Source organism: Aeromonas sp. MR16, from assembly GCF_022549315.1.
Taxonomy (GTDB): Bacteria; Pseudomonadota; Gammaproteobacteria; order Enterobacterales; family Aeromonadaceae; genus Aeromonas; species Aeromonas aquatica.
This window is the reverse complement of record NZ_JAKZFK010000036.1, coordinates 1-19080: the sequence shown is the minus strand read 5'-3', so window position 1 is coordinate 19080 and position 19080 is coordinate 1. Positions and strand designations below refer to the sequence as shown.

General features: G+C 59.9%; 15 protein-coding genes, 1 tRNA gene and 2 pseudogenes. 9 read left to right on the top strand and 9 right to left on the bottom strand.

The window, feature by feature from the left end:
• Positions 1–29 precede the first annotated feature (29 nt).
• Positions 30–443, bottom strand: a pseudogene (locus tag MM194_RS19130) (substrate-binding domain-containing protein); the annotation flags it as partial.
• A gap of 15 nt (positions 444–458) precedes the next feature.
• Between MM194_RS19130 and MM194_RS19125 the strand changes: the two are divergent.
• Positions 459–943 (top strand): annotated as a pseudogene (locus tag MM194_RS19125) (PTS transporter subunit IIC); the annotation flags it as partial.
• A gap of 224 nt (positions 944–1167) precedes the next feature.
• Positions 1168–2184, top strand: a complete 1017-nt coding sequence (locus MM194_RS19120) for a glycosyltransferase family 9 protein (protein ID WP_241344517.1) — start codon at positions 1168–1170, stop codon at positions 2182–2184.
• Between the two features lie 55 nt (positions 2185–2239).
• Here MM194_RS19120 and MM194_RS19115 read toward each other — a convergent pair whose 3' ends face one another.
• From MM194_RS19115 to rfaD, 5 genes are read right to left on the bottom strand one after another with little or no spacing between them, the layout of a single operon-like run.
• A complete protein-coding gene (locus MM194_RS19115) occupies positions 2240–2941 on the bottom strand; it encodes a TcdA/TcdB catalytic glycosyltransferase domain-containing protein (RefSeq protein ID WP_033131331.1) in 702 nt (233 codons plus the stop codon).
• Positions 2938–3669, bottom strand: a complete 732-nt coding sequence (locus tag MM194_RS19110) for a glycosyltransferase family 25 protein (protein ID WP_033131332.1) — start codon at positions 3667–3669, stop codon at positions 2938–2940. Before MM194_RS19110 ends, MM194_RS19115 begins: the two co-directional genes overlap by 4 nt.
• On the bottom strand, positions 3650–4981 hold the full coding sequence (locus MM194_RS19105) for an O-antigen ligase family protein (protein ID WP_241344515.1): 1332 nt from the start codon (positions 4979–4981) through the stop codon (positions 3650–3652). Before MM194_RS19105 ends, MM194_RS19110 begins: the two co-directional genes overlap by 20 nt.
• 13 nt (positions 4982–4994) lie before the next feature.
• On the bottom strand, positions 4995–6758 hold the full coding sequence (locus MM194_RS19100) for a polysaccharide deacetylase family protein (protein WP_241344513.1): 1764 nt from the start codon (positions 6756–6758) through the stop codon (positions 4995–4997).
• A gap of 49 nt (positions 6759–6807) precedes the next feature.
• The gene (rfaD, locus tag MM194_RS19095) at positions 6808–7767 is read right to left on the bottom strand and encodes an ADP-glyceromanno-heptose 6-epimerase (RefSeq protein WP_033131335.1); all 960 of its coding nucleotides are present in this window, start codon (positions 7765–7767) and stop codon (positions 6808–6810) included.
• Positions 7768–7913: 146 nt separating this feature from the next.
• Here rfaD and MM194_RS19090 point away from each other — a divergent pair, with 146 nt between their 5' ends.
• The 5 genes from MM194_RS19090 to MM194_RS19070 all read left to right on the top strand — a co-directional run bounded on the left by MM194_RS19090 (position 7914) and on the right by MM194_RS19070 (position 14130).
• On the top strand, positions 7914–8558 hold the full coding sequence (locus tag MM194_RS19090; protein WP_241344511.1) for a TetR/AcrR family transcriptional regulator: 645 nt from the start codon (positions 7914–7916) through the stop codon (positions 8556–8558).
• A gap of 163 nt (positions 8559–8721) precedes the next feature.
• Positions 8722–9912: a glycine C-acetyltransferase gene (locus tag MM194_RS19085; RefSeq protein WP_241344510.1), complete on the top strand. Its 1191-nt coding sequence runs from the start codon at positions 8722–8724 to the stop codon at positions 9910–9912.
• 86 nt (positions 9913–9998) lie between these two features.
• Positions 9999–11024 carry an L-threonine 3-dehydrogenase gene (gene tdh / locus MM194_RS19080; protein WP_241344508.1) on the top strand — a complete coding sequence of 342 codons (1026 nt, stop codon included), beginning with the start codon at positions 9999–10001 and terminating at the stop codon, positions 11022–11024.
• A gap of 298 nt (positions 11025–11322) precedes the next feature.
• Positions 11323–11775, top strand: coding sequence for a c-type cytochrome (locus MM194_RS19075; RefSeq protein ID WP_033131339.1), 453 nt, complete (start codon positions 11323–11325; stop codon positions 11773–11775).
• Positions 11776–11859: 84 nt separating this feature from the next.
• Entirely contained in the window at positions 11860–14130 is a 2271-nt protein-coding gene (locus MM194_RS19070; protein WP_241344506.1) for a bifunctional diguanylate cyclase/phosphodiesterase, read from the top strand.
• 22 nt (positions 14131–14152) lie between these two features.
• Here MM194_RS19070 and rep read toward each other — a convergent pair whose 3' ends face one another.
• Complete coding sequence (gene rep, locus MM194_RS19065; RefSeq protein WP_033131346.1) at positions 14153–16165, bottom strand: DNA helicase Rep; 2013 nt, start codon at positions 16163–16165, stop codon at positions 14153–14155.
• A 154-nt stretch (positions 16166–16319) separates the two neighbouring features.
• Here rep and MM194_RS19060 point away from each other — a divergent pair, with 154 nt between their 5' ends.
• The gene (locus MM194_RS19060) at positions 16320–17540 is read left to right on the top strand and encodes a cysteine desulfurase (protein WP_241344504.1); all 1221 of its coding nucleotides are present in this window, start codon (positions 16320–16322) and stop codon (positions 17538–17540) included.
• 14 nt (positions 17541–17554) lie between these two features.
• A complete protein-coding gene (locus tag MM194_RS19055; protein ID WP_241344502.1) occupies positions 17555–17992 on the top strand; it encodes a SufE family protein in 438 nt (145 codons plus the stop codon).
• Here the strand turns inward: MM194_RS19055 and tcdA are convergent.
• Positions 17977–18834: a tRNA cyclic N6-threonylcarbamoyladenosine(37) synthase TcdA gene (tcdA, locus tag MM194_RS19050; RefSeq protein ID WP_241344500.1), complete on the bottom strand. Its 858-nt coding sequence runs from the start codon at positions 18832–18834 to the stop codon at positions 17977–17979. The two genes, MM194_RS19055 and tcdA, sit on opposite strands and share 16 nt — an antisense overlap.
• A 155-nt stretch (positions 18835–18989) precedes the next feature.
• A tRNA-Asp gene (locus MM194_RS19045) sits at positions 18990–19066 on the bottom strand.
• Positions 19067–19080 lie beyond the last annotated feature (14 nt).

Genomic DNA, 19080 nt, shown 5'->3' with positions numbered 1-19080 from the left:
CTTGCCTCTCGGTTTTTTGTAGTCATTAATCAGGTGCTTTGACGCTTTTGCAGTTGAAAATCCAACGCCAGGGCCATGCCCGCCACCTCGTCACCCGCCAGCTGACGCAGGATCAATGCCGCCGCCTCCTGGCCCATCTGGTGATAGGGGATCCTGACCGAGGTGAGCGCCGGGTAACAGACGCGCGCCACATCCAGATCGTCGAAGCCGGCGACGGCCAGCTTGCCCGACACGCTCAGATGGCGGCGCTGGCATTCAAATAGCACGCCCGCCGCCAGCTCGTCGTTGACACAGATCAGCGCAGCCAGTTCGGGCCAGTGCAGCAGCATCTCCCCCAGCATGGCAGCGCCGGTGCTGAAGCTCGGCCGCTCCGAGGTGTTGATGATGGCATCGGGGGAGAGGTAGTTGTCCAGCCGCGCCTTCTGCCAGCCCTGCATGCGCTGGCCGGCTGGATCGCCAAGGCTCACAGCAGTAAAGAGGTGCAGGTACCCAAGAGCCTGCTATTCCTGCGCGATACCCCGGCGGCCATCTCCTTCACCATGGGCATCGCCGATGATAGTACCAGTCTTCAATGGGATCTCCGACAAGCTGGTGCCGAACGCCAAACCGACGCTGGACTGCCCCATCGTCTTCCTTTTTGCCCCAATGCGGTGCTGATCGGCTTCCTGTCGAGCTTCGTCGCCGGCCTGGTGGGCATGGTGCTGCTCTATCTGCTGGGGCTGACCCTCATCATCCCGGGCGTGGTGCCGCACTTCTTCGTCGGTGCCGCCGCCGGGGTGTTTGGCAATGCCACCGGTGGTCGTCGTGCCCGCTCGGGGCCTTCGCCAACGGCCTGCTGATCACCTTACTGCCGACGTTCCTGCTGCCGGTATTGGGGGATCTTGGCTTTGCCAACACCGGCTTCGGCGTGATGGGCATACTGCTCGGCCTGATCGTGCGCTGATCGCCCCTCACCATTTTGATAGCTGGCACGACCCCTGGGTCGTGCCTTTGTCGATCCACGTTCCTGCCTGGCCTGCATGACCAACAATTAAACATCGGCCGGAAAAAAGAGGCTGCCGCAGTGCGCCTGATCGGATTTTCACGCCGTCGCGGCAGCATCTGACGGTCGAGTACGATATGCTGTTGTGCTGTCGCTCAACCATGACCTCACTTGAGGCCTTCTCCATGAAATACCTAGTAGTACAAACCAAACAGATAGGGGACGTACTGATCTCCACGGCCCTTTGCAACAATCTCAAGCAGAACGATACCGCCGGGGAAGTTCACTATCTGGTCATGGATTACTGCGCGGGCATGGCGGAGGGTAACCCCAATATCGACAAGCTAATCGTCATCGAGAAGGCGCGTCGCAACGAGTGGGGCTACATGAAGGCGCTGCTGCTGGGGATCCGCCGCGAGCGTTATGACGTGGTGATCAACAGCCAGGGCCAGATGATAGGTCTGCTGACCTGCCTGCTGTCGGGGGCCAAATTGCGGATAGGATTCGACTCCTTTCCCTGGCGGCTTGGCCACAACCGCATAGTACGGTTTCGCAAAGACACCCAGCATCAGGGTAACAGCACCCTGGTCGACGATCGCTTTGCCCTGCTCGCCCCCCTCAAACCCGCCCACGAGGATCGTAACTACTATCTCTGGCTGAGCGAGGAAGAAAAACGGCGGGGACGTGACACCTTGCTGACAGCGGGCATCGATCTCGCGCGGCCATTGATCGCCATGGGAGTCAACTCGCTGGGGCATTACAAGCGCTGGCCCATCGGCTGCTTTGCCAAGGTGGCGCAATGGCTGATCGAACAACACGACGCCCAGATCCTGATCTACTGCGGACCGGGGGAAGAGGAGTACAACAGGGGCCTGAAACCTTTGCTGCCCACCCCGTTGCAAGCCAGTGTGTTCGATCAGGTTCAAACCCGCTCGGTGCGGGAATTGGTCGGGCTCTTCGCCCATTGCCAGCTGTTCGTCGGCAACGACACGGGCCCCCGTCACATTGCACAGGCGCTGGACATACCGCTGCTGACCATCGTATCCCCCCTGGGTCACTCGGCCATCGCCAACCCTGTCTCCCACCCCCGCTATCAGTTCATCGACACCGATCATCAGGATCCCGAGCAGGAGATCCTGAACGTGCAGGAGAGGCTGGCCCGGCTCTGGGGTGAGGTCGACTCGACACATGCCGAGGCCTGAGTAGCCAACCTCGGCTCATGCACCAACCCCCCAAGTTATTGGCGGTACCGGCCCATCATTTCCTCAGGCGGAAGAACTCTTTCTGCCACTCGTAGAGATACCCGGACCACCCCTTGGCTTTCGCGCGCAGGAAGATGAGACCATTCGAACGTTTCCAGCTGTGCTGGAACCAGTGGGTCATATAACGCTCTGCTACGGGCTCGAAGTGAATCGCTTCACCTTGATAATTATAAAAATAGTGAGCCGGAGCGATCAGCGCAGCCTCACCGGACGCCGCGAGCTTGCGGGCCACCAGCTCGGTCATGATGTCAGGCCCCATGAACAGCGGGGAGGACATGATCTCCTCTTCGTAGAATCGCACCAGCTCGGACAACAGCAGCGACTCCTTCCGGGCGTAGATCACCGCGGTGCCGATCAGCCGCTCGGATTCATAGCCGACGCCAAACATCACCGACTCGAAGAGCGGGAAGGGGTCCTGATTGATGGTGACATCGGTATCCAGGTAGAGACCACCTTCCTGGGCGAGGATCTTGAGGCGCAGGTAGTCGGTCACGAAGGCCAGCAGTCCGCGTCGGTAACACTCCCGGGCGAAGGTGCACTCCTGGATCCAGCGCTTTATCTGCGGGTCCGTATCCAGCCACAGCTTGTAGTCGTAACCCTGTTTTCGCCAGTCGTCGATGCACACATGGGCCAGGGGAGGCAGCCGGTTGCCCAGCCAGATGGCATGAATGACTTTGTTGCTCGCACCGGCACTCATGGTTTGCCCCCCGCATGCTTCAAGTTCCACAAGGTCATTCTGATGAGCCGGTAGAAGCGGTACAACTCGCGGGTCAATTTGAACTTCAGCGGCACCTTCTCCAGTGCCACCTTGTTCTGGATATCGCTGCCCATGTCGCGCGGGCTGTAGATGGCATAGGGAATAAGGCCGGCGCAGACGAGGCCGGTACGGTAAGACTCGCCGATGAAATTATCGACGGAGCACAGCCATCTCCTGCTGTGTTCCAGCAGACGGCGGGCCCCCTTCGGCGAGAGGCTGTAGCCCGTCGTCCAGCACATGTTGTTGTGCCAGAACATGAGTTGCATGTTGTCTATGGTGGTCAATGCGGTGGCCGACCCGACCTGGGGTTCCACCTTCACATACTCATACTGCTCGTGGACCTTGGGCAGGGTCCCCAGCACCTCTTCAAAATACTGGGTAGGCAGGAAATCATCCTCCAGGATGAGGATGGGTTCATTGAGTTCGACGCACTTCTCCCACAACAGAAAATGGCTGGCGTAGCACCCCTTCTCCCCCGGGGTCAGCGGCCGGCTCCTGAACATCACCCTGTGCCGATCATCCGGCATCTCCTGCAGCCGTTCTGGGAGCCCCTCAAAGCCGTTGACCGCATTGAAAAATTCAAACTCGATACCGCGGGCAGACAAGACGGTTTCGACTCGCAGGCGACGTTCCGCGGCCTTCTCCAGACTAACGACGTAGATTTTCATGACCTTCCTTTGCAAACACCTTCAGCCCTCTATGCAGTGCGACCGAGTAGATGGCCCCCATGAACACACTGAATACCCACTGTCCGGAGCGCATATAGAAAAATGATTCGAAATTATTGATGATGACCCAATAGACGATAAAGGAAACCGTCAGCATCTTGATGAAGCGTGAAGACTCCGAACATGACAGTACCTGGCGAGCCACGGACAAGAGTGTGCCATACAACACCAGGAAGCCGGCAATCCCCCACGATACCAGGGTCTCCATATTGGAGTTGTGCAGGTGACGGAACTCCCGAGTGATGTAATCCGGCAAAGTCTTGGACAGGGTAATGACCAGCGATTGGCTGCCATAACCCGTGCCGAAGAGTGGGTGGGCCAAGAACCACTGGATCGCCTCCAGCCAGGTTTTTAGCCTGATCCCGATGCTGGCATCCTGCACCCCATTCCAGTTGCCCGTCAAAATGGCCTGCACATCTCCCTGGTGCACGAAGCCGGACAGCAGCCTCTCCTTGATAAATGGCACCTGATAGAGCGCCAGCATGGTGATCAGCAGAACCCCGTAGGTGATGATGACCTTGCGCCTTGGCCAATGCTCCCCATCGTCGAGCAAGGGGAGAATGGCGAGTGAGAGCGAGATAGCCAACCAGGACTGACGGGATTGCAAGATAACGGAGAAGACGCCAAACAATACTATGCCGAGCATTATCCCCAGGTTGGCCAGTGCCGGTTTCTTAAACGTCGATGTGAACAACAGGATCACGAAGAACAGGAAACAGGCACCCGCTATCAGTGAGCCATGCTGGGCATTGCGGTAATTGAAGTCGACCCTGGCACCATCCAGACCCGACTCGAAAACGGAGAAGAAAGCCGAATGATAACCGAAGGTGAATATGACGCCGGCGCAGAATGTCAGCAGCAGGATAAGGATTCGCCGTGGTTCCCCTTTCAGCCAGTAGGCGATGCCAACGAAGAAGAAGAGGTAAGCCATCGACTTCAGCGAAGGGTATTTAAGCGCATAATCGTAGACATAATACTTGGACGAAAGCCAGCTTAAACACTGCACCACCATACCCAGGCAGAGAAATTGAAAAACTCTGTTTTTTACGAAAAATGCTCTTTCTACATAGAATGCGCCCAAGGTTGCCAGCACTATGATGGTCTGGCAGACATCAGCGATCAGCTGTATCGAATCTTTGAAGACGGCATAGCCCAAGATATTCAGGAAAATAAAGTTACTGAATACCTTGCCGTGAAAGAAATAGAGAAAATCCTTACTCGCCGTTCGGGTATTATTTTTCAGCCAGAGCAATGTTATTTTCCTGTCAAGATTTTCTGAAGACGTAGTTACCCCGGATCTTGCGCCACAGCCCGAACGCATCGGTACGGGGGAAGATGGCGATCCGGCGGATCTGGAACGGATCCTGGTGCATGGCCCTGGGACCGCTGTTGGTGGCCACCGCATAGCGATAACCGGCGGCACTGGCCTGGGCTTTGGCGTCGTCGTTCAGATCCCCGTAGGGGTAAGCGAACGACAGGAGTGGGTGGCCGAGCAACTGTTCCAGCCTCTCCTTGTTGGCGTGGATCTCGTGGGCCTGCTGTTCCGGCTGGAGTGTGCTGAGACGAGGGTGGGTCAAGGTATGACCCCCTATCTCCACATGCCCCGAGGCCACCAGCGCCTGGATCTCGTCACCATTCATCAGCGCTACCGGGGTGTCAGGATGGGTCGGATGTTCCACATCCCAGCGATTGTGATCCTCGCCGGTCACTATGTACACCACCGCCTTGTAACCATATTTTTCCAGCAGCGGCAGCATGCGGGTCAGATTGTCCCGATAACCGTCATCGACGGTGATCATCAGGTACTTCTTGCCGTACTGCAGCCGATGAATGAAGCCCTTGTCCGCCAGATCCCGGAAGGTCAGGGTCTCGTAACCGAGCCACTTCATCAGCTTGAGGTGTTTCTCGAACATGGTGGCGGGCAGCCAGGTGCCGTGCACTCCCTTCTCGCTCTCGTGCTCGATGAAGCGGTGATACATGATGACCGGCATCTCCCGGCGCAGGGTCTCCACCACGGCATCCTGATAGACGGATTCGAGCCCGCTCACCACGCCCTGCAAGCCATATTCATGCTGAATACGCTGACGCAGAGTGTCGGACACCACCTTGCTGGCCAATGCAGTGACTATCTGTGCCTGCAGTGCGGCAAAGTCGATCGCCAGATCCTGCGGCCCTATATCGCCGAAATTGCTGGCCAGCGCCTCGGCCAGGTTGGACTCGGTGACCAGGCCTATGGCCTTGGCCTCGCCGATGGCGAACGCAGGGCGGCCGCACAGCAGCGCCTCCATCGCCACCCGACCGGCGCCTATCACCAGATCGCAGTTGGCCAGCAGGGCGGGCACATCGTCCACGTACCCCACGAACTCGGCTTTTTCCTTGAATCGGGCGAAGTGTTCCGGCACCTGGGTGCCGCTGACGATCCGCACCCGATAGGCGTCCAGATCCAGCACCTCGTCCAGCAGGCGGTAGCAGAGCTCCCCCTTGGGGCCACTCAGCCGGCCTATGATGGCGATCACCGGCTTGGGGTTGGCCGGTGCCGGCACGGGCTGGAACTGATCGGTCTCGATGCCGTTGCGCAGCACCTGCACCTTGGCCGGATCCACCCCCAGGTTGTCGATGATCTGGTGGGCGATGTCCTCGCACACCGCCACCGCCCGGTAGCCGAGTGCGTGGAAGGCCTTGCGCGACGCGTGTACCGGCTGACGACCGTGCACCGTGGTGATCATGGGCGTGCCGGTGAGCTTGCAGGCCACGTAGCTGCTCCAGCCGGAGGCGCGCGAGTGGGCGTGCACCAGTTGGATATGGTGTTTCTTGATAAGGTAGATGAGGTAAAACACATGCCAGAAGCGGCGCAAGATGCTGCGCTTGTTGAAACGCAACTTGAACACGGGCCCCTGGGTGGGCTTGGTCAGGGTATCAGAAACGTAGAAAACGTTGTGACCACGCCGGGTCAGCTCGTTACCGACCGTGGTGGCATAGACCTCAGCTCCCGTCACTTCGAGCTGGGAGAGTGCCATCAATATATTCATGCAAGCGTATCCGATCGACGGGCGGCCAGGGCCGCCCGTCAGGAGGGGATCAAGCCCGGTTCAACCAGGCCATGTAATCGGCCACGCCTTCGGCCACGGTCTTGAACTCGCCGTCATAACCGACACCGCGCAACTTGGTGAGATCGGCCTGGGTGAAGCTCTGGTAACGACCCTTCAGGTGATCCGGGAAGGGAATGTATTCGATGGCACCCTGCTGGTGATGCGTGATCACGGCCTCGGCCACGTTCTGGAACGGCTCGGCCCGGCCGGTGCCGCAGTTGAAGATGCCGGAGTGCTGCGGATTCTGCCAGAACCAGAGGTTCACCTGGCAGACGTCGTCCACATAGATGAAGTCGCGCATCTGGCCGCCATCCGGGAAGCCGTCACAGCCTTCAAACAGCTTGGGGTTGCCGCCCTGCTTCACCTGGGTGTTGAGGTGGAAGGCGACGGAGGCCATGGAGCCCTTGTGCTGCTCACGCGGGCCATAGACGTTGAAGTACTTCAGACCGACAACCTGGGAGTCGATCTCCGGCAGCCAGCGGCGCACGTACTGATCGAACAGCTGCTTGGAGTAGCCGTAGACGTTGAGGGGCTGCTCGAACTTCGGATCTTCGATGAAGTTGTCGTTGCGGCCGCCATAGGTGGCGGCCGAGGAGGCATAGATGAACGGAATTTCCCGCTCGATGCAGTAGTGGAACAGATCCTTGGAGTACTCGTAGTTGACCTCCATGATGAACTTGCCGTTCCACTCGGTGGTCGCGGAGCAGGCGCCTTCATGGAAGATCACCTCGATACCGCCATCCCACTCCTCGAATTCGTCGCCAGAGACGATGCGCGCCTGGAACTCGTCCTTATCCATGTAATCGGCGATGGTGAGATCGACCAGATTGACGAACTTGGTGCCGTCGGTCAGGTCATCGATGACCACCACATCGGTCCGTCCTTGAGCGTTCAGCTGCTTGACCAGATTGCTGCCGATAAAGCCAGCACCGCCAGTTACTACGATCATGGAGTTTGCCTCGCGTACGTTGATGGCCCCGTGTGACTGCCTGTTAAAGCTGTGTATAGTGGGCCAATTTGAAATTGCCGAAAAGTTTATCACGGGCCGCAAGGGGATTCGACCTTGATGCACAGGGCCCGGCAGAGGGATCAGCGATGAAAACCAGAGACAGGATCATTCACAGCGCCACCGAGCTGTTCAACGATCAGGGTGAACGCAACATCACCACCAACCACATTGCCGCCCATCTCGGCATCAGCCCAGGCAACCTTTATTACCACTTCCGCAATAAAGAAGACATCATCCACTCCATCTTCGATCAATATGCCCGCCACCTGAGCGACAGCTTCACGCCGGCCCGCAGCAACGAGATCAAGCTGGAAGATCTGATGGGCTATCTGGACGCCATCTTCTATCTGATGTGGCAGTTCCGCTTCTTCTACGCGAATCTGCCGGACATCCTCAGTCGCGACGAACCGCTGCAACAGAAGTACCTCAAGGCCCAGGAGCAGTTGCGCGCCTCAGTTGTCGCCCTGCTCAGGAGCCTGCGCGAGGGTGGCATCATAGACGTCAGCGATGACGACCTGCCGGATCTCGGCCAGACCATCAAGATGGTGGTGACCTGCTGGATCCCGTTCCAGATAGCCCAGGCGCCCGCCACCCGCATCACCAAGCCACTGCTCTATCAGGGGGTCCTGCGGGTGTTGTTCCTGCTGCGCCCCTATGTGCAGCCTCAAGTTGCCGAACAGATCCACCAGCTGGAGCAACATTACCATCAGCTGGCCCAACCAGTTGGGTGAGATCTGTTTCACAATTGTTGAATATCAGCACAATAATTTGAATTTCCGCGCAGTGGTTGCAGTAAAATGTTGCCCACTATCGGACCAACCGACGTTTCACCACCATGGCCAAAACGCCGGCAGCGCCCGACCATGCAGCCTAATTAGCTAATGAGGACCGAGGATGTCTAACGGATTCTATCGTCACCTGAGCGAGCAGCTCGAGCAGGTCAAAGCGGAAGGCTTGTACAAGCAGGAACGCATCATCACCTCGGCTCAGCAGGCCAGGATCGCGGTGGGCGGCGAGCAGGTACTGAACTTCTGTGCCAACAACTACCTGGGGCTGGCCAATCACCCTGAGCTGATCAAGGCGGCCCATGAGGGGCTCGACAGCCACGGTTTCGGCATGGCCTCGGTGCGCTTCATCTGCGGCACCCAGGATCAACACAAGGTGCTGGAGCAGAAGCTGTCGACCTTCCTCGGTACCGAGGACAGCATCCTCTACTCCTCCTGTTTCGATGCCAATGGCGGCCTGTTCGAGACCCTGTTTGGCGCCGAAGACGCCATCATCTCCGATGCCCTCAACCACGCATCCATCATCGACGGCGTGCGGCTGTGCAAGGCCAAGCGTTACCGCTACGCCAACAATGACATGGCCGAGCTGGAGGCCCAGCTCAAGCAGGCCAACGCCGATGGCGCCCGCTTCAAGTTGATCGCCACCGACGGTGTCTTCTCCATGGACGGCGTCATCGCCGACCTGAAATCCATCTGCGATCTGGCGGACAAGTACGATGCCCTGGTCATGGTGGATGACTCCCATGCGGTCGGCTTCATTGGCGAGAACGGCCGCGGCACCCACGAACACTGTGGCGTGCTGGACAGGGTCGACATCATCACAGGTACCCTGGGCAAGGCGCTCGGTGGCGCCTCCGGCGGCTACACCTCCGGCAAGAAAGAGGTGATCGACTGGCTGCGTCAGCGCTCCCGTCCCTACCTCTTCTCCAACTCCCTGGCCCCCTCCATCGTCTCCGCCACCATCAGGGTGATCGACATGCTGGCAGAGGGCCACGCGCTGCGTGCCCAGCTGAAGGAGAACAGCGACTACTTCCGCACGCGCATGAACGCCGCCGGTTTCACCCTGGCCGGCGCCGATCACGCCATCATTCCGGTGATGCTGGGGGATGCCAAGCTGGCCTCCGAGATGGCGAGCCGCATGCTGGCCGCCGGCATCTACGTGGTGGGCTTCTCCTTCCCCGTGGTGCCCAAGGGTCAGGCCCGCATCCGCACCCAGATGTCCGCCGCCCACACCCGCGAGCAGTTGGACAAGGCGATCGACGCCTTCATCCGCATCGGCCGTGAACTCGGCGTGATCTGATTGAAACGGGGCCGATATCGGCCCCATTTTTTGCACTCTCTTGCTGTGCCCACAGAACCCTGCACAGCGCCTTGAGGAAGTCTGTCATGAAAGCACTTTCCAAACTGAAGAAAGAAGTCGGCATCTGGATGACGGATGTCCCGGCCCCCGAGCTCGGCCACAACGATCTGCTGATCAAGATCCGCAAGACCGCCATCTGCGGCACCGACATCCACATCTACAACTGGGACGAGTGGTCCCAGAAGACCATCCCGGTGCCCATGGTGGTGGGCCACGAATACGTGGGGGAAGTGGTCGCCGTCGGTCAGGAGGTGCGTGGCTTCGCCGTGGGGGATCGCGTCTCAGGTGAAGGCCATATCACCTGCGGCCACTGCCGCAACTGCCGTGCCGGTCGCACCCACCTGTGCCGCAACACCATCGGCGTCGGCGTCAACCGCCCGGGGTCCTTTGCCGAGTATCTGGTGATCCCGGCCTTCAACGCCTTCAAGCTGCCAGACAACGTACCCGATGAGCTGGCCGCCATCTTCGATCCCTTCGGCAACGCCGTGCACACCGCGCTCTCCTTCGATCTGGTGGGCGAAGACGTGCTCATCACCGGTGCCGGCCCCATCGGTATCATGGCCGCCGCCGTCTGCCGCCATGTGGGTGCTCGCCACGTGGTGATCACCGACGTCAACGAATACCGGCTGGAACTGGCCCGCAAGATGGGCGCCACCCGCGCCGTCAACGTGAGCACGGAAAAACTCTCCGACGTCATGATCGAGCTCGGCATGACCGAAGGCTTCGACGTGGGGCTGGAGATGTCCGGCGTGCCCAGCGCCTTCCAGGACATGATCGACAAGATGAACCACGGTGGCAAGATCGCCATGCTCGGCATCCCCCCCGCCACCATGGCCATCGATTGGGGCAAGGTGATCTTCAAGGGGCTGTTTATTAAAGGGATTTACGGCCGAGAGATGTTCGAGACCTGGTACAAGATGGCCAGCCTCATCCAGTCCGGACTGGATCTCTCCCCCATCATCACCCACAACTTCCACATCGACGACTTCCAGAAAGGCTTTGATGCCATGCGCTCCGGTCAGTCCGGCAAGGTGATCCTGAATTGGGATTGATAGGCCAATCGCGGCTCCGGATCGCTCACATCAGCGCTCCTTGCCAGCACGTGGATGGATCGGTCAGCCCGGCAAGGTGATACGCAACCGGGATAAATCAGCCTTTTCCCATGCCTGCCCCAGAAAACCCGGTGAAAGCCGGGTTTCTTTTTACCTGCACCAGCCCCCAAGCCCCTGCCACCGTCGAATTTTTATTCGCAGATTGCTTAACACTTCACACACAAGCGTTTAAATGCCTGTAACTATTCGGTTATAATCCCGTCGTTTTCTAGGGATAATAAGAGCCTGCTGGGAGTATATGAGCGTGTTGAGAAAACTGAGCTATTTGCTGGTTGCCGGGATGGCGGTTGCCAGTCTGTCCGGCACCGTGTTTGCTGCCGACGAGATGTCAGCGGAAGCCGTTGCCGAGCGTATCGCCCCGGTCGGCCAGGTATACACCGCCAAGGATCTGGAAGGGATTGCAACGGCCGCCGCAGCGCCTGCTGCCGCATCGTCCGGTCCCCGCGACGGCGAGACTGTGTTCAAGGGCGCCTGCTTCGCCTGCCATGATACCGGCGCGGCCGGTGCCCCCAAGCGCGGTGACAAGGCCGCCTGGGAGCCCCGCATCGCCCAGGGCATAGACACCCTGAAGAAACACGCGATCGAAGGCTTCACCGGCAAGTCCGGCATGATGCCACCACGGGGTACCTGCGCCGCCTGTAGTGACGAAGAGATCCTGAATGCTGTTCACTACATGATCGACAAGCTATAAGTAATTGAAAGGGCTTCTGTTGAAGTCCTTTTAATCTGTTTACTTCCGGCAACCCTTGAAGGTCTGTTCATTCGGGAGTTTTGCATGTCAGTCCAGCCCACCACACCGCACGACTCCGCGCCCTTGCTGGCGATCGTCTCCTCCATCATGGACTTTCCTGCGCCCGGCGCTGCCTCTCAGGAGGACTACGGCAGGCTGCTTGGGCAGTTGGGCAAGCTCTGTCCCTTGCGGCACTTTGCCATGCTGGGGCTGACGAATGCTGGTTTGCACTGGGTGTATGAACACCGGCTCGACGAGGACTTCAAGCAGCAACTGGGGCGTGAAGAGCCCCGTCTCACCGAGCAGCTCACCCGGCTCGATGAACATCAGGGCTGGTGTGTGCAGGCGGTGGAGCATGGCGAGGTACAGTGGTTGCTGGCCTGCGCGGCACCCGAGCACCTGCCCACCCTGCGGCTGCTGCTGGAATGTCTGGCCAAGCGGCTGCATGAGACCCAGACCGGTGCCCAGCTGGCGGGACAGGCCTCCCCCCTCATGCAGCGGGATCCCCACTGGCAGCAGAAGATAGAAAAGATCAGCCGTATCATGCGGTTGGCTCACAGTCTGCCCCAGCATGCGTTGCTCTCCCAGCTGGAGGCCGTGCTGCGCCAGATGCTGGCGGTCAGCGACATGCTGCTGATCAGGCTCGACAGCCAACGCCTGGAAAAGCTCTATCCGGCGCAGTTCTCCTATGGCGATGACTTCATCAGGGCGCTCTGTCACAGCACCAACGGGGTCGAACGGTACGAGGCGGGGCAGTATTGGTACAGCCTGCCCCTGCGCCAGCAACAACAGTATTTCGCCCACCTCCTCATCAATACCGCCCAACCGCTGGAGACCGACGATCGGCTGTTCCTCGACTTCCTGCGCCATCAGCTGACCCTGCTGCTGGAGCTCAAGCGGGTGCGTCAGCAGCTGGATGACATCCATTCGGAAGAGTCCATCAACCAGCGGCTGCAACAACTGCGTCAGACCAATCTCAGACTGCAAAAGCAGCTCAAACAGCATCAGGAGCTGGAGCGTCGGCTGCAATTCAACGCACTGCACGACCCCCTGACCCAGTTGCCGAACCGGGCCCTGCTGATGAATCACCTCCATCACGCCATGACCCGCTATCGCCGTTATCAGACGGCCGGTTTCACCCTGATCTTCATCGATGTGGATCACTTCAAGCAGGTCAACGATGCCCTGGGTCACGGCGCCGGCGATCAGCTGCTGCAGGAGTTGAGCCGGCGGTTGCAGAGCTGCATCCGGCAGAACGACATGGTGGCCAGGCTCGGAGGGGATGAGTTCGTCATCTATCTGGACAACAGCCAGCAGGAGGAAGACGTCAGCCCGGTGCTCAATCGCCTGGTCGGCCGGGTCGCCCACCCGTTCCGGTTGCAGGGCAATGAGCTGAGCATCACGGTGAGTCTGGGGGTCGCCAGCGTGTCGGAGCAGACCACGGATATCAGCGAGCTGCTGCACCAGGCCGATCTGGCCATGTATCAGGCCAAGCGCAACGGCCGCAGTCGCATCGTCACCTATTCCGAGGCCTGCCGGGATCACACCGGCTCACCGGAAGAGAAGCTGACCCGCGCCTTGCGAGAAGGCAGGATAGTGCCCTACTTCCAGCCGGTGATCCGGCTCGAAGACAGCCGACTGACCGGGCTGGAGGTGATGGCGCGCTGGATAACGGAGGAGGGAGAACTGAAAGACGCTTTCGACTTCATCCCGCTGGCCGAGCAGTGCGGCCTCATCCAGGAGCTGGACCGGCATATCCTCAGCCGCACCTGTCAGCAGTTGAAGAGCTGGCTGCCCGCCTCGGGCCGCAGCCGCTTCAAGATCGCCATCAACCTCTCCGGCAAACACCTGGCCAGCCGTGAGCAGGTCATGCAACTGGTCAACATCATGGAGGAAGAGGGGGTACTGCCGAGTTACTTCATCTTCGAATTCAACGAGCGGGAGCTGTCGCGGCAAAACGTCGACTCGCTCACCTCGTTGCACGAACTCAGGGCCAAGGGCATCCAGATCAGCCTAGATGACTTCGGCACCGGCTTCTCCTCCCTCAACGCCCTGTTCCACTTCCCGGTGGACTACATCAAGGTGGATGACAGCTTCACCCACCGCATGCTGAACTCCCCCAAGGATCTGGCGCTGATCCGGGCCATGCGGGACATCTGCCAGGATCTCGACTTCACCCTGGTGGTCGAGGGGATCGAAAACCAGCAACAGTTGCAGAAGCTGATCGATCTCGGCTGCACCATGGGACAGGGGCGCCATATCTCTCCTCCCCTGCCCGGGGCCGACATCACCCCATTGCTGGGCCAGGCGAACTGATGCCGGCTCCATCCTTCTTGCCTTAGTCCTTCTTGAACAGGGCCCGCAGGTTGGCGACCCCGACCTGCCCCTTCTGCTGACGCTCCTCGGCGGTCACCTTCTTCTGGTTCTCCCACTCCAGGTCATCCTGGGGCAATTCGAGCAGGAAGCGGCTCGGCTCGGGCCGCACCGATTCACCGTATTGGCGCCGCTCCTTGCAGAGGGTGAAGGTGAGCTCTGTCTGGGCCCGGGTGATGCCCACGTAGGCAAGACGCCGCTCCTCCTCTACGTTATCTTCGTCTATGCTGGTCTGGTGTGGCAGCAGACCCTCCTCCATACCCACCATGTAGACATAAGGAAACTCCAATCCCTTGGAAGCATGCAGTGTCATCAACTGCACCTGATCCGCGTCATCCTCCCCCTCGTTGCGTTCCATCATGTCCCGCAGGGTGAGTCGGGTCACCACCTGGGGCAGCGTCATGGGCTCGTCCAGCTCGTTGCCCTCCAGCATCTCGGTGATCCAGCGATAGAGGGTGGAGACGTTCTGCATCCGCATCTCGGCCGCCTTGGGGCTCGGCGAGGTCTCATGGAGCCACTCCTCGTAGTGGATCTCCTTGATCATGTCCCGCACCGCCTCCACCGGATTGCCGCGCTGGGCCTGGTCCCCGAGCCGCACCAGCCATTGGGTGAAGGCCTGCAGGGCAACAAGGCCACGGCCGGACAGTGACTGCTCCAGCCCCAGTTCGAAGCTGGCGGCAAACAGGCTCTTGCCGCGCTGGTTCGCATACTGGCCGAGTTTCTCGAGGGTGGTGGGGCCAATTTCCCGCCGCGGCAGGTTGACCACCCGCAGGAAGGCGGTGTCCTCATCCGGGTTCACCAGCAGCTTGAGGTAGGCCATGATGTCCTTGATCTCGGTGCGGGAGAAGAACGAAGTCCCCCCCGAGATGCGATAGGGAATACGGTTGGTCATCAGCGCCTTCTCGAAGATGCGCGACTGATGGTTGCCCCGGTAGAGGATGGCGTAGTCCTTGAAACGGGTGCGGTTCATGAACTTGTGGCCCATCAGCTCGGCGGCGATGCGCTCCGCCTCGTGCTCCTCGTTCTTGGCGAACAGCACCTTGACCGGCACCCCGTAGTCCAGCTCGGAGAACAGCGCCTTGTCGAACACATGGGGGTTGTTGGCGATCAGGATGTTCGCGCACTTCAGGATGCGCCCCTTGGAGCGATAGTTCTGCTCCAGCTTGATGAGCTTGAGGCTCGGGAAGTCCTCGTTCAGCAGCACCAGGTTCTGGGGCTTGGCGCCGCGCCAGGAGTAGATGGACTGATCGTCGTCCCCCACAACTGTGAAGCGGGCACGCTCGCCGACGATCTGCTTCACCAGCTCATACTGGCTGGTGTTGGTGTCCTGATACTCATCGACCAGCAGGTAGCGGATCTTGTTCTGCCAGCGGGTGCGCACCTCCTCGTTGTTCTTGAGCAACAGAGTCGGCATCACGATGAGATCGTCAAAATCCAGCGCGTTGTAGGCCACCATCTGGCGGTGATAACGCTCATAGAGCTGGGCCATCAGCACCTCTTCCGGCCCACGGGCGATACGCATGGCGCGGGCCGGCAGGATGAGATCGTTCTTCCAGTTGGAGATCTGGCTGATGAGGGCCGACAGCTTGTCCTTGTCGTTGTCGAGCTCGGCTTCCGTCAGCTCCTTGAGCAGTGCCAGCTGATCGGTGTCGTCGAACAGGGAGAAGTTCGCCTTGAGATTCAGGCTCTTGTGCTCACGGCGAATGATGTCGAGGCCCAGGGTATGGAAGGTGGAGACCATGAGCCCCCGCGCCTCCTTGCGACCCAGGGTCTGACCGACCCGCTCCTTCATCTCCCGCGCCGCCTTGTTGGTGAAGGTGACAGCCGCTATGTTGCGGGCGTTGTAGCCGCACTGCTGTACCAGATAGGCGATCTTGTTGGTGATGACGCGGGTCTTGCCCGATCCGGCGCCCGCCAGCACCAGGCAAGGGCCGGAGACGTGCTTGACCGCTTCGTTCTGATTGGGGTTGAGCTTCATGGGCCGGATCTCTTGGCTTATGATGAGGGGCGGCATTGTAACAGAAATCCGTGATGCGGCCGTATCCGCCACCGACCCGCCGCATCGCGCGCCTTGTGTTTGACCGCCAATTTCAGGATCATGGCCGACTTTTCCAGAGGATGATGAGGGGAGCATGAACCAGCAACAGCATGGGAGGCTGCGCAGCCAGTTTCCGGCCTTGGCGCAGGAGGTCAACGGCCACCCTCTGATCTATCTGGACAACGCCGCCACCACCCAGAAACCCCAGGCGGTGCTGGATGCGATCAATCACTACTATCGCGCCGACAACGCCAACGTGCACCGTGCCGCCCATGCCCTGAGCGGTCGCGCCACCCGCGCCTTCGAAGGCTCCCGCGAGACGGTCGCTCGCTTTATCAACGCACCTCATTCCCATGAGATCATCTGGACGCGCGGCACCACAGAGGCGATCAACCTGGTGGCCCAGAGCTGGGGCCTGAGCGAGTTGAAGGCGGGGGACGAGATAGTCCTCAGCACTCTGGAACACCACGCCAACATAGTGCCATGGCAGCTGGTTGCCCAGCGTACCGGAGCCCTTATTCGAGTCATTCCTCTGGATAAGCGTGGGGATCTCGATCTCGGTGCTTACCATCAGCTGCTGGGGCCGCGCACCCGGATGGTGAGCATTGCTCATGTCTCCAATGCCCTCGGCACCGTCAACCCGGTCAACGAGATAGTGGCGGCCGCCAAGACGGTGGGCGCCCTGACCCTGATCGACGGCGCCCAGGCGGTAGCCCACCTCGAGGTGGATGTGCAGGCCATCGGCTGCGACTTTTACGCCTTCTCCGGTCACAAGCTCTATGGTCCGACCGGGATCGGCGTGCTGTGGGGGCGAACCGAACTGCTGGGGCGCATGCCCCCTTGGCAGGCAGGCGGCGAGATGATCGACAGGGTCAGCTTCACGGGTACCAGCTTCAATACCCTGCCGTTCAAGTTCGAGGCGGGCACTCCCCATATTGCCGGCGCCATCGGCCTCGCCAGCGCCATCGACTTCATCACCGAACTGGATAGAGCCGAACTCGTTCGCCATGAGCAGGCCCTCACCGATTACCTGGTGGCGGGTCTGCGGCAGGTGCCGGGTCTGCGCCTCATCGGTGAGCCGGCACAACGGGCTGGGGCAGTATCCTTCCTGCTCGATGAGATCCACCCGCAGGATGCGGCCACCCTGCTCGACATGCAGGGCATAGCGCTGCGAGTCGGCCATCACTGCGCCATGCCGCTGATGGAGAGCCTTGGCATCAGCGGCACCCTGCGTGCTTCGCTGGCCTGCTACAACAACCGGGATGACGTGGATGCCCTGCTGGCAGCCCTGCACAAGTTAAGTGACTTCTTCTAAGGCGGATGATTGAAATGAGTGAGCTCGCAACCTACACCCAAATCGGCCGGGAGCCTGACGCCGACACCATCCGCCAGCAGTTTGCCGCCGCCAACGGCTGGGAGAACCAGTACCGGCTCATCATCCAGCTCGGCAAGTTGCTGCCCCCGCTGCCGGCAGAGTGGCAGACAGAGGCGAACCGTCTTAGAGGGTGCGAGAGCCAGGCCTGGCTAAAAAGCGAAAAGGGGGAGGATGGCTACTGGCACTTTGCCTGCGACTCCGACGCCCGCATAGTGCGCGGCCTTATCGTTATCGTGCTGGCGGCGCTTAACCATAAGACAGCGGAAGCGATCTTGGCCTTCGATATGGACGGCTATTTCACCGAACTGGGGCTGGAGAAACACCTGAGCCCGTCACGGGGTAACGGGCTCAGGGCGATAGTACTGGCGATACGGGATCAGGCGTCGGTCTGATCTCCGGCCACCCGCGATATCTCTTCTGCCTTAGCTGCTGCCTCAAAGCGCCCCACTTTAGCCCCCCGTTCCGCAATCTTCTTCAGCACCCGGGCAGCGGCCACCAGTCCGAAGGTCGCCGTCACCGGCGTCACTGCTCCGAAGCCGGAGGCACAATCCATCTTCATGTTGCCATCGCTGGCCGCCTTGGCCTGACAGGTGCCGCCATTGCCATCGGGATAGCTCAACTGCTCGGTCGAGAAGACACACTCCACCCCGAACTTGCGGGCCGGATTCTTGCTGAAGTTGTGCAACCGACGAAGATCCGAGCGTACCTTGGCTGCCAGCGGATCCTGGATGGTCTTGGCCAGATCTGCCACGGTGATCTGGGTGGGGTCCATCTGCCCACCGGCACCGCCCGCCACTATCACTGGTATCTTGTTGCGCTTGCAGAAGGCGATCAGTGCCACCTTGGCCTTGACCGAGTCGATGGCATCCACCACATAGTCAAACTCCCGCTTGATATGCTCGGCCAGGTTGTCGGCGGTGACGAAGTCATCCACCTCGATCACCTCACAGTCGGGGTTGATGGCGCGAATGCGCTCGGCCATGACTTCTGTCTTGAGGCGGCCGACCGTGCCCTGCATGGCGTGGATCTGGCGATTGGTGTTGGTGATGCAGATGTCGTCCATGTCGATCAGGGTGATCTGGTTAATACCGGCCCGCGCCAGCGCCTCGGCCGCCCAGGAACCCACGCCGCCAATGCCCACCACGCAGACCCTGGCCTGGCTGAAGGAGTCGAGTGCGCTCTGACCATAAAGACGGGCAATGCCCCCGAATCGCTGTAGATATTCTGCTTTCATACCATCACCTTGCTTGAGGGCGGCCATTATAGCGGCAACCACGGTCAGCGGCGATTATCGGGTGATAATAGTGTTGAAGCGAGGGGGAAATGAGTGCTGTATCGGCATGCTTGAAACGAAAAAAGCCCAGTCTTTCGACTGGGCTTCTTAATCATTGGCGGAGCGGACGGGACTCGAACCCGCGACCCCCGGCGTGACAGGCCGGTATTCTAACCAACTGAACTACCGCTCCGCAATTTGGCTAGC